Annotated in this window: 13 protein-coding genes; 9 read left to right on the forward strand and 4 right to left on the reverse strand. The window is 43.7% G+C overall.

The genetic code is table 11. The annotated features are described in order from the left end of the window. Positions 1 to 98 precede the first annotated feature (98 nt). Both NNL21_RS31845 and NNL21_RS31850 read left to right on the forward strand, forming a co-directional pair. On the forward strand, positions 99 to 1,262 hold the full coding sequence (locus NNL21_RS31845; RefSeq protein WP_204820734.1) for an epoxide hydrolase family protein: 1,164 nt from the start codon (positions 99 to 101) through the stop codon (positions 1,260 to 1,262). Positions 1,263 to 1,328: 66 nt separating this feature from the next. After that, complete coding sequence (locus tag NNL21_RS31850; RefSeq protein WP_204820733.1) at positions 1,329 to 2,285, forward strand: helix-turn-helix transcriptional regulator; 957 nt, start codon at positions 1,329 to 1,331, stop codon at positions 2,283 to 2,285. A gap of 48 nt (positions 2,286 to 2,333) precedes the next feature. On the opposite strand, the gene NNL21_RS31855 is transcribed toward NNL21_RS31850, so the two are convergent. Continuing rightward, the gene (locus NNL21_RS31855; RefSeq protein ID WP_204820732.1) at positions 2,334 to 2,879 is read right to left on the reverse strand and encodes a lipoprotein; all 546 of its coding nucleotides are present in this window, start codon (positions 2,877 to 2,879) and stop codon (positions 2,334 to 2,336) included. A 187-nt stretch (positions 2,880 to 3,066) separates the two neighbouring features. Here NNL21_RS31855 and NNL21_RS31860 point away from each other — a divergent pair, with 187 nt between their 5' ends. Next, the gene (locus NNL21_RS31860) at positions 3,067 to 3,222 is read left to right on the forward strand and encodes a hypothetical protein (protein ID WP_204820731.1); all 156 of its coding nucleotides are present in this window, start codon (positions 3,067 to 3,069) and stop codon (positions 3,220 to 3,222) included. 61 nt (positions 3,223 to 3,283) lie between these two features. Here the strand turns inward: NNL21_RS31860 and NNL21_RS31865 are convergent, their stop codons facing one another. After that, positions 3,284 to 4,039, reverse strand: a complete 756-nt coding sequence (locus NNL21_RS31865) for an MBL fold metallo-hydrolase (protein ID WP_204820730.1) — start codon at positions 4,037 to 4,039, stop codon at positions 3,284 to 3,286. A gap of 122 nt (positions 4,040 to 4,161) precedes the next feature. Here NNL21_RS31865 and NNL21_RS31870 point away from each other — a divergent pair, with 122 nt between their 5' ends. Further along, a complete protein-coding gene (locus tag NNL21_RS31870) occupies positions 4,162 to 4,572 on the forward strand; it encodes an Lrp/AsnC family transcriptional regulator (RefSeq protein ID WP_204820729.1) in 411 nt (136 codons plus the stop codon). Between the two features lie 222 nt (positions 4,573 to 4,794). Here NNL21_RS31870 and NNL21_RS31875 read toward each other — a convergent pair whose 3' ends face one another. Together NNL21_RS31875 and NNL21_RS31880 are read right to left on the reverse strand one after the other, a co-directional pair. Then, positions 4,795 to 5,001, reverse strand: a complete 207-nt coding sequence (locus NNL21_RS31875) for a helix-turn-helix domain-containing protein (protein ID WP_204820728.1) — start codon at positions 4,999 to 5,001, stop codon at positions 4,795 to 4,797. A 10-nt stretch (positions 5,002 to 5,011) separates the two neighbouring features. Next, positions 5,012 to 5,494, reverse strand: coding sequence for a DUF2975 domain-containing protein (locus tag NNL21_RS31880; protein WP_204820727.1), 483 nt, complete (start codon positions 5,492 to 5,494; stop codon positions 5,012 to 5,014). Between the two features lie 356 nt (positions 5,495 to 5,850). Here NNL21_RS31880 and NNL21_RS31885 point away from each other — a divergent pair, with 356 nt between their 5' ends. The 5 genes from NNL21_RS31885 to NNL21_RS31905 all read left to right on the forward strand — a co-directional run bounded on the left by NNL21_RS31885 (position 5,851) and on the right by NNL21_RS31905 (position 9,001). After that, entirely contained in the window at positions 5,851 to 6,297 is a 447-nt protein-coding gene (locus tag NNL21_RS31885) for a hypothetical protein (protein ID WP_204820726.1), read from the forward strand. A 1-nt stretch (position 6,298) separates the two neighbouring features. Continuing rightward, positions 6,299 to 6,517: a helix-turn-helix transcriptional regulator gene (locus NNL21_RS31890; RefSeq protein WP_204820725.1), complete on the forward strand. Its 219-nt coding sequence runs from the start codon at positions 6,299 to 6,301 to the stop codon at positions 6,515 to 6,517. Positions 6,518 to 6,677: 160 nt separating this feature from the next. Further along, positions 6,678 to 7,376, forward strand: a complete 699-nt coding sequence (locus tag NNL21_RS31895) for a DUF4386 domain-containing protein (protein ID WP_204820724.1) — start codon at positions 6,678 to 6,680, stop codon at positions 7,374 to 7,376. A 33-nt stretch (positions 7,377 to 7,409) separates the two neighbouring features. Next, complete coding sequence (locus NNL21_RS31900) at positions 7,410 to 8,033, forward strand: class I SAM-dependent methyltransferase (protein ID WP_204820723.1); 624 nt, start codon at positions 7,410 to 7,412, stop codon at positions 8,031 to 8,033. 155 nt (positions 8,034 to 8,188) lie between these two features. Further along, complete coding sequence (locus tag NNL21_RS31905; RefSeq protein ID WP_204820722.1) at positions 8,189 to 9,001, forward strand: class I SAM-dependent methyltransferase; 813 nt, start codon at positions 8,189 to 8,191, stop codon at positions 8,999 to 9,001. Positions 9,002 to 9,997: the final 996 nt, after the last annotated feature.

Raw genomic sequence — 9,997 nt, forward strand, 5'->3', positions numbered from 1 at the left:
ACAGCTTCCAAAGTTGACAAACAGTTGTCAAGTACAGCTCTCTATACTACAACCATGAGTGCAAAATTCATGTTCAATGACTAGGAGGATGTTCAACTATGGTTAACCCTACTATCGATGCTGCAATCCAACCGTTTCGCATCGCAATTCCACAATCCGATATCGAGGATTTGCATGAACGCTTAGCCCGAACCCGCTGGTCAGCCGAACTGCCCGGCGTAGGCTGGAGCCGCGGCGTTCCGGTTGATTATCTGATGGAGTTGGCCGAATACTGGCGGAACGATTATGACTGGCGCAAGCACGAGGCCAGACTCAATGAATACCCGCAATATACGACCACAATCGACGGGCAGACGATCCACTTCCTGCATGTGAAGTCACCGGAAGCTGGGGCTGTGCCGCTAATGCTCATCCATGGCTGGCCTGGTTCGATCGTGGAGTTCCTGGACGTCATCGAACCGCTGACGAATCCGCGTGCCCATAGCGGGGGCCCTGCCGATGCATTTCACTTAGTCATTCCGTCAATCCCCGGCTTCGGCTTCTCGATGCCGCTGAGTGCTCCCGGGTGGACCACTCAGCGCGTCGCTGGCGCGTTCACTCAGCTAATGGCAAGACTTGGCTACGACCGATATGGTGTTCACGGTGGTGACACAGGTGCGTTCATTGCGCCGGCAATGGGTCAACATGACCCCGACCCTATCATTGGCGTCCACGTTAACTCCTTGTTGACTTTCCCGATTGGTGTCGAAGGCGAGATGGAAGGCTTGTCCGAGGCCGATCAGAATCGCTATGCCATGATGGAGGAATTCAATGACGGTTACCTGCAAATCCAGTCGCTCCGCCCGCAAACACTTGCCTACGGGCTACATGATTCCCCTGTCGGTCAGCTAGCTTGGATCGTCGAGAAATTCAAGGAATTGACTGAACCGGAGGAAGGCATGCCGGAGGATTCCATTGACCGCGATCTCATGCTGACGAACGTCAGTTTGTATTGGTTCAACGGAATTGCCGGATCCTCCGCTCAGATTTACTATGAAGCCAAGCACGATTACGCCGCATGGGAACCGAAAGAGCGCGGAACGGTTCCAACCGGCGTACTGCTCTCCCTCTCCAATGACGTTACGATCCGCCGATTCGCCGAACGGGATCATCATATTGTGCATTGGACGGAGTTTGAACGTGGTGGCCACTTCTTTGCCATGGAACAACCTGCGCTCCTTATCCAAGATGTCCGAGAGTTCTTCCGAAAGATCCAGACATAAGAATAAGACACGGGAGTGCTTCATTGGAAATTGATTGAAATTATGAACGTACTGGAGGTGATATTCGTGAAGCTTGAGCGTCTAATGGCGATCACAATATTGTTACTGAATCGAAAACGGGTGCAAGCTCAAGAACTGGCCGATCGTCTGGAAGTTTCATTGCGCACGATATACCGGGGTTTGGAGACTTTAAGCATGTCTGGCATTCCGATTGTTTCCTATTCAGGAAACGATGGCGGATTTGAAATCATGGAAAGCTTTCGCTTGGATCGCCAGCTGCTATCGTTCGATGAGCTTCATACCCTATTTACTGCATTGAAAAGCTTACATTCAACACTGGCCTTGAAGAAGGATGATATGGATCGTTTGCTCGACAAGGTAGGGGCCTTGCTCTCTAGGACAGAACATAAGCGGATAGCCGATACCGATCAAATAGCCGTTGATTTAACACCTTGGAAGAGCGGTACGGCATCACTCTCATTGTATGAAGCCTTACACGCTGCCGTTCAAGAAAAGAAACTGATCCGATTTACCTATACCGACAGCCATGGAGCGGTAACGGAGCGCTCGATTGAACCGCATATGCTGGTACTGAAAGGATATACGTGGTATGTGCATGGCTATTGTTTGACCCGAGAGGATTACCGGTTGTTTAGACTTACGCGAATGAGGGATATGATTATTCTGCCGGAATCATTCAATCGCCGCTCGATGACGCTCACCGAGGTGAATGAACAATGGGAGAAAGCATGGGATCAGGAAACGGTTAATCTGGTCCTTCGCTTTACGGGTACGGCCATCGTTCCTGCGATGGATCACTTCGATGCGGCCGATACGGACCAGCAGTCCGACGGTTCACTAATCGTACGAACCCAATACTCCTATAAGAGCTATGAGTCCTTAATCGGTTTTTTACTTGGTTTTAAGTCGGATCTTTATATTATTGAACCAGATTATTTAGCAGCAGCTGTTTGCCAGAGCGCGCTAGACGTATACTCACTGTACGCTGGAAGGAACAGATGACGTCCATGAGCTCGGGGGTTGGTTTATTCTCAACAAAATTCTTGTCCGTTAATCATAACCACCCTCTGCTTGGGGTAATTCTTTGTAAGCCTCCTTACCCTTCACAATATTATGAATGAATGTTCGTAATTCTAATAGCTGCTGTGCGTCGCTGGTTACGTTGCAATTCTCCCCAGACCAAGTTAGAGCTTTTGTTTCTCCATCTATACTAATTTCCCAACTGTCTTCCGTATAGGGGGTGCGAGAACAATGATTGCTGGCCGGTATTAATTCTTTCTCTCCCATGATGTTGATCTCTCTCATTTTGTCATAAATGAGGGTCATCTCTTCTAAGGTAAAGGTAATGCTTGCTGTCGCAGTCCCTTTCATAATCAAATCTTTTGTAACCGTATCTTCATAGGTATTAATTTCATTTTTCCTAACCTCTCCATAACCGTAACGAACCGTAAAATCGAAATCGGCCGGCATTGCTTGTGGCATTTCTTTTGGCATTTCTTTTGGCATTTCTTTTGGCATTTCTTTTGGCTGCTTTGTTTCCGTACCACAACCTGTAAGCAGGAGTAGAATACCTAACAATGAAAATAATCGTTTCATTTCATCCCCCCATTATTTTCCGACAACTTATTAATCATAACGAGCCCCCTTATGAGAGTGCCCTCTTCAGTATGAGACGTCTTCGCTGTCATGAAAGTTACAACTTGAGCGTGTCATCAATGCCAAAAAACGGATAAATAAAAATTCAAAGGAAATGCTACTCCTAACTAGAAGGGGGTGGAACATAATGCCAAGCGATAAAATTGATATTGAAACAGATGGTGATCCTAAAACAATTTATGAAGATACCACTGCACATGAGCGATCAGGCTTTATTCTTGACGATACGGAGCAGTCTGGTAAAGATAACAAGAAACCATATGATGAACAGAGCAGCAGTTAATTATATTGTTCAAAAGCAAGAGGGCTGCCCATATGGCAGCCCTCTTGCTGGATTTTAACCGCTAGCTTATAATTGTTTCGCCATCGGCGGGTACTACGATATGCGAAGTGAGGCCCTTCTCTTCAATAAAACCCGTTAACTCTCGTCTGGACAACAAGCAGTGATTGACCGCCTCCATATGGGATACGATAATCGTCGATTGCGGGGCTGCCATGTACGTCCGATAGATGTCTTCCTTGCCCATCGTAATGGGATCGCCTTGCAGGAACTGTGCAGCGCCTCCATTGACAATAATCACTTCCGGATGATGATTGTCTATGGCTTCCTCCACATCAGAGCACCAAATCGTATCGCCTGCGATATATAAGGTCTTCTCGTCCGGATGATGAAAGACAATACCGGAAACATTCCCCATCAATTGCCCAATTTCTCCTGTACCGTGCTTGCCCCTCGTCCGGGTCAAACGAACATCTCCCATTTGGGAAATCCGATCTAATGCTTGTACGTTATGAAACCCCTCTTTCCTGATTGCCTCGGCATCTTCATCTGACTGTGCGATCATGTTCGCATCTTTGGAGAGCGACTTGATCGCCGCCGCATCGAAGTGGTCAGGGTGCAGGTGGGTGACGATGACTGTATCGGCCCGAAGGATATCTTCCACAGAAACCGGCAGCTCCGCTGTCGGATTGTTCACTTGATTAGCCGTATTCATGATGGGAGGATAGGCTCCCTTCGCCCCTAAATACGGATCGATCAAAAAAGTGAAACCGCCGTAATCCAAGACGATCGTTGCATTTCGAATTTGTCTGATCTTCATGGTGTTCATGCCTCCCTTTCATATTTTGCCCTCTTAGGTTAACATTTAGGTAAGGACACTTACATAATAAAAATCACGAATATGGGCAGTAATACTTGAATGTTGAAAGAGGTTGTGATTGGATGCTGGATCATACGGATAAACGTATCCTCGAAGAACTGGTCAAGGATGGCCGGATTTCGATGAAGAAGCTGGGCGAGAAGGTTCATCTGACCGGTCAGGCTGCGGCCAACCGGGTATTAAAGCTGGAGGAAGAAGTAATTGAAGGCTATACCGTTCGTCTAAATTATAAAAAGACCGGATTCGCGGTCCATTCTTTTATTACGATTTTCACGAAAAGCTTCGATCACCAGCCTTTCTTGTCCTTTGTGGAAACGCAGGACGCCTATATAATAAATAATTACAAAACTAGCGGAGAAGGCTGCTACCTCATGGAATGCAGATTCCCTTCCAATGAGGAGCTCGACAAATTTCTTATCGAGTTAACCCGCTACGTGAATTATAAATTATCCGTTGTTATTAGTAAGAGCTAAGCCGTGGAGCGCTGATTGCCCCGTGTACGGCTAAAATGTCTCCCCCTGCATCAGCCACCCATTTTCACCTTGCCATCTCCTTCCCGTATAATGCTGCAGAAACTCCTCGGCCAGAAAGCATATGCGGTTTACAATCTCCCGCGGCTCCAGTACTTTAGCGGCAGGACCCAATCGAATCGTGTTCTCCGTTTTCGTCTTCTAAGGTGTCCTTTGACTATCTTATTAGTCGCTTTTATATTCTAAAATATCGCCAGGCTGACATTCTAAAGCTTTACAAATCGCCTCTAAAGTTGATAATCGAATCGCTTTTGCCTTTCCATTTTTCAATATTGAAAGGTTAGCCATTGTTATTCCAACCCTCTCCGAAAGTTCGGTTACGCTCATTTTTCTTTTAGCCAACATCACATCAATATTGATTATAATCGCCATGTTATTCACCTCAGACCGTCAAATCATTTTCTGATTTTATATCAATAGCCTCTTTTAAAAGCTTTTGGAGAACAGCAGCAAAAACGGCAATCACCATGGAGGCAAATATCATGACCATTCCGATTACTATGATCCCTGGAGCATCGTCTTTCTCCGCTATAAGATAGAAGAGTGGCATGCCTACCACATACAAGCTGCTGATTATGATTGCACAGTATTTGATATTCTTTAGAACTCGTACAGATAATTCCGAGAAAGCTTTGTTCTTGTCAATATAGCTTAAAAGTTTAAAAGCTTGATACAGAGCAAAGTAAAAAGGTATCGCCGTGGCATACAAATCGATTAAAAAGAGATATTTCAAATAAGTATGATCTGGATACAATTCTGCTGCAAAATTCGCTATCTCTGGCACGACAAATATGCACAAAGCAAGAACTGGGATTCCAATAAGAATAACAGCTGCCTTTAAAAATAGTGTTGTTCCTCGTTCCATAAAAGCCCCTCACTTATGATTGAATTTAATATGACTTTAGCACGAAATTTATCGTTTTACAATAAAAACGTTCCTTTATTGAATATATTATTGTTGTTGTGTAGATATCCTTTTTTCAACCAAAAAAAGCAGCAGCTCAGCCCGACTGCCATTTCAACTGTGTATTAAGCTATTATCTGCTGCAACCAATGCGGGATAGCCCCCAAAGAATGCCTGCAGTTCTGGATCGCACACCTCACATGACTGTGCCCTTGCTAGCGAACAACCTATGTGTAAAATAAACTTGACATATGGTCTACTTTTCATTACGTTATGTATAGTTGAGTTTACATTTTGTGAATTATTGGGAGGCCACTATGTCCTATCAAGAAAAAAAAATTTTTGTTTCCATCATCAGCAGTATACTCATCTTCACCCTCTACACGTTATACGCAATAAACAATGCCGAGGAAGGCAGCATCACTTCGGCCAGCAACTTCAGTTTTTGGGGTTCCTTCATTCTGGTGCTGCTCCCGGTGTCGATTGTAGCTAAGATAATCATTCATATCGGGTTTGTCATCTTCAATAAAATCGCCACGAATGAAGATGAGCCTTCTTTTGAAGATGAGTTTGATAAGATCATCGAATTGAAGGCAGACCGGATTTCGCTTTATGTGTTTTTCCTCGGGTTTATATTATCCATGGTTCCGCTCGTTGCGAATCTCCCAACTTACTTAACGTTTCTTGTGTTGATCTTCTTCGGTTTTTTATCCGATCTACTGGGACGTATCGCTCAATTATATTTTTATAGAAAAGGAGTTTAACATGGGAAAGGATGCGATTAGCAATCATATACGGAATCTTCGCTTTCATCATAACGAGATGACCCAGCAGCAATTAGCAGATAAGGCCGGGGTCACCAGACAAACGATTGTCGCTATCGAGAAGGGCAATTATTCACCTTCATTGGAGTTGGCTTTTCGCATCGCGCGTGTTTTCGGAAAGTCCATCGAAGAGGTCTTTCAATATGATGATAAGCCATAAAACGCGGATAAAGCTGGTCCGTGAAATTTGCAACGGCCGAAGTGATTAACGGCAATACCCATTTTAAATGAAGAAATGTCATCATCGCTACTTTTTTGACCTCTTATTTCGCACGTCCCGCAAACATCCGCCAAGGGCAGGAATTATAAGGGGGTTCATTATGTTGAGGAAGAGTACAAATTCAGGCAGAAGGTCTGCAATAATTACTGGGATTTTATTAATAGCCGGGTTGGTTACAGGAATATGTAGTGTTGTTCCTGTTATTGATGGAGCAGACTATCTAGTCAAGGCTTCTACAAATGAAAATCAGGTACTGATAGGAGCATTTTTCCAGCTGTTAATGGTTGTTGCATATGTTGGTATTCCTATTTTGATGTATCCGGTTTTAAGTAAGCATCATAAAGGTTTAGCTCTTGGTTCTGTTGCTTTCGGCATCATTGCGGGTGTGTTCATTATTGTTGGTGTAATCATTCTTCTGTTGCTATTGACAGTAAGCCAAGAATTTACAAAGGTTGGAGCTCTGAATGGTTCGTATTTTCAAACCCTGGGCGGGTTGTTACGGGAAGGACGTGATTTGGTGAATCATGTGGCAACGACACTGGCATTTGTTTGGGCTATGTTCTTATTTAACTGCATATTTTACCAAACAAAATTAGTCCCACGTTGGTTGTCAGTCTCGGGTCTTATTGGGTCTACATTATCCATATTGGCGAGCTTATTATTTATGATTCGCTTCATCGGTCTGGATGCAACCTACATGATGTTGAACATTCCAATAGCCTTTCAACAATTGGTTATGGCTATATGGCTAATCATGAAAGGATTCAACCGGGCGGAACGGGATTCTGTATCCAATTAAGATGAATGCTCTAGAAAAGAAGGGGTATCTGAAATGAATAAATCAGAACGTTTTTGGGACAAAACAGCAAGTAAATATGATCAAATAGAGATGAAGGATGAACAGACTTACATCAATATATTACAAAGAACGAAAACGCATCTCAAACTAAGCGACATGGTTTTGGATTACGGCTGTGGGACTGGATTGATATTCAATGAAATTGCAGAATATGTGAAAGGGATTCATGGGATTGATATATCTTTTAATATGATCGAAATTGCGAAAAAAAAGGCAAAAGAGCGGAACATTGCAAATATAAACTATGCTCATTCGACCATTTTTGATGAAAGGTATAAGAAAAGCTCATTTGATGTCATCCTGGCCTTTCGTGTTCTGCATTTGTTGGAAGATGAACCTATCGTTTTACGAAGAATGAATGAACTGTTGAAACCAGGAGGATTATTGATTTCTGCAACACCATGCGTGGGAGAAAAGATATTTCTAAGAAACTTATTATTCTTTGCAGGTAGAGTTGGTTTAGTGCCGAATATAAGATCATTTAAAATACGCAATTTAGTCGATACAATTGAGGAAGGGAATTTCTCAATTGTCGAATCAGATTGCTTGAAGAAAAGTTCTCAAGAATATTTCATTGTTGCTAGGAAGATTGGATAGGTTACAAAGGAGCCTTTGCAGCCGTTTCATCATATTTCCCCTGATTTGAGGTTAAGTTCAACAATCAAATCTTCAACTTCAACTTCTCCATCTAGTTCCTTCTTATATTCATCCTTACTGAAATGTTCCAGCTTATATTTGGGGAGGGCGTCGGCATGGACAAGAATTCTGTTTATAAAACAAACATTATAGGCGCTGGCGAGGTTGGCTGCGCCATCTCGGTCGACATGGACAAGAATTCTGTTTATAAAACAAACAGCTTCTATTGGGATACAAAAGGAAATGACTTCTTAGGAGCAATCACGCTTCCTTTTTATGGAGCATTTGTCTCAGAAGAACAATGCCAGCTTTTTGGCGATGTCTCAGGGAAAAAGATGCTGGAGATCGGCTGTGGAAACGGTCAATCCTTGCAATATCAGGGGGAACGCAAAGCATCTGAACTATGGGCTGTGGATATATCAGAAAAACAAATCGAAAAGGCAACGCAACATTTGAAGGCATGCGGTCTTTCAGCAAAATTGATCTGTTCTCCCATGGAAGAAGAATGTGGCATACCAGTGGATTATTTTGACTTTGTTTATTCGATTTATGCCATAGGCTGGACCACCGACCTTGAGGGTACTTTTTGCCGGATCGCTTCTTACCTTAAAAGAGACGGTGTATTTATTTTCAGTTGGTCTCACCCGATACACAAATGTGTTGTTGCAGAAAATAATATGCTTGCTTTTAAAAAATGTTATTTCGATGAATCTTGGTATTCGGTATCTCTTGATGAAGGTGCGCTAACATTATCGGACCGTAAACTATCAACCTATGTGAATGCGTTGGCAAAAGCGGGATTTGTCATTGAGCAAATGATTGAGCAATCTGATGATGAAATTATCCAATCTCGGGACGATAACAGCGATTTTGCAAAAAAAGCAAAGATGCTTCCTGTAACTTTTGTAATCAAGGCAAGAAAACTATAATCCGATAGTTCAAGCTTAACTGTTTTATTACAAGGAATAAGACATAAATGAATGCTACAACAAACATTATTGATAACACAAGATAAATAGCCGATGGTAAATGAAAGCTCATGATTTCCTCCCTTTTTTTAATTTCACAAATTTTACCATATAAAGCGTAATCAAGTAATAAAAACTAACCTCCCGTTATTTTGAAAAAGCGGCAGCAGTCTAATTGAGCTGCTGCCGTTTCCTCGTGTTGATATTGAGCTATCGTTTCCGTTAGATTAAGTGTGAGCTACTCGGATCGATGACGGATTGCTGAGAGTAGGCGCTTCATACCAACCACGTGCCCGCCGGTCCCAATGACGGTCCGTCGGTAAAGACCGCCAGCCAGGCCGGGAAAGGCAGCTCGACTTTCGGCGCGTAACCGTGATCGGCCCGTACTGACGTGTTCTAAGCGAAAGATCATGGCGTAGGACGAGAAACGATGGCACCCCTCGAGGACCAACTCACGTCCCGGGACCGCTGCGACTACCCGAAAACCGGGAAACGTCGAGCCCTCGGCAAGGGGGCGTGGCCCAGACGTTGTGCAGTAGGCGGATCGAACCAGTCTCGCGTATCTGGCCATACTAGGACGCGAGAAGGATCGGTCCAGTGTTTGGCCCAGACTACGCCAGATTTCATCGACCCCCGCCGTAATGACAGTCGTATGCTCATCTAGGTACGGCAACGAAGCGATGTGCATCAAAGCCTCTGTGAGGTCCGATCGTTGTTGGCAAGCTTTGGTGTGCCAGGATCTTCGGTCCCGGGAGCTTTGTCCTCTTCCTATGCTCGCAATTAGAAGAATAATTACGGTAGCAAAAATAATGATCAATAACATTGACATATCGAGGCTCCCCTGAAGTCTAAGACTTTTTTCTTCCTCTAAATTTTGCATATATTAACGCTATCCTCCCTCTATGGAGAATCACTTTTCTCTTAAATACTTACGTTTTCTTAGATTTTGACCCAAGT

The sequence above is a fragment of the Paenibacillus mendelii genome, from assembly GCF_024498075.1.
GTDB classification, from domain to species: Bacteria; Bacillota; Bacilli; order Paenibacillales; family Paenibacillaceae; genus Paenibacillus_Z; species Paenibacillus_Z mendelii.

Coding starts and splice junctions, on each gene's coding strand:
- NNL21_RS31845 (WP_204820734.1), top strand. CDS start 99: ATGGTTAACCCTACTATCGATGCTGCAATCCAACCGTTTCGCATCGCA.
- NNL21_RS31855 (WP_204820732.1), bottom strand. CDS start 2,879: ATGAAACGATTATTTTCATTGTTAGGTATTCTACTCCTGCTTACAGGT.
- NNL21_RS31860 (WP_204820731.1), top strand. CDS start 3,067: ATGCCAAGCGATAAAATTGATATTGAAACAGATGGTGATCCTAAAACA.
- NNL21_RS31865 (WP_204820730.1), bottom strand. CDS start 4,039: ATGAAGATCAGACAAATTCGAAATGCAACGATCGTCTTGGATTACGGC.
- NNL21_RS31870 (WP_204820729.1), top strand. CDS start 4,162: ATGCTGGATCATACGGATAAACGTATCCTCGAAGAACTGGTCAAGGAT.
- NNL21_RS31875 (WP_204820728.1), bottom strand. CDS start 5,001: ATGGCGATTATAATCAATATTGATGTGATGTTGGCTAAAAGAAAAATG.
- NNL21_RS31880 (WP_204820727.1), bottom strand. CDS start 5,494: ATGGAACGAGGAACAACACTATTTTTAAAGGCAGCTGTTATTCTTATT.
- NNL21_RS31885 (WP_204820726.1), top strand. CDS start 5,851: ATGTCCTATCAAGAAAAAAAAATTTTTGTTTCCATCATCAGCAGTATA.
- NNL21_RS31890 (WP_204820725.1), top strand. CDS start 6,299: ATGGGAAAGGATGCGATTAGCAATCATATACGGAATCTTCGCTTTCAT.
- NNL21_RS31895 (WP_204820724.1), top strand. CDS start 6,678: ATGTTGAGGAAGAGTACAAATTCAGGCAGAAGGTCTGCAATAATTACT.
- NNL21_RS31900 (WP_204820723.1), top strand. CDS start 7,410: ATGAATAAATCAGAACGTTTTTGGGACAAAACAGCAAGTAAATATGAT.
- NNL21_RS31905 (WP_204820722.1), top strand. CDS start 8,189: ATGGACAAGAATTCTGTTTATAAAACAAACATTATAGGCGCTGGCGAG.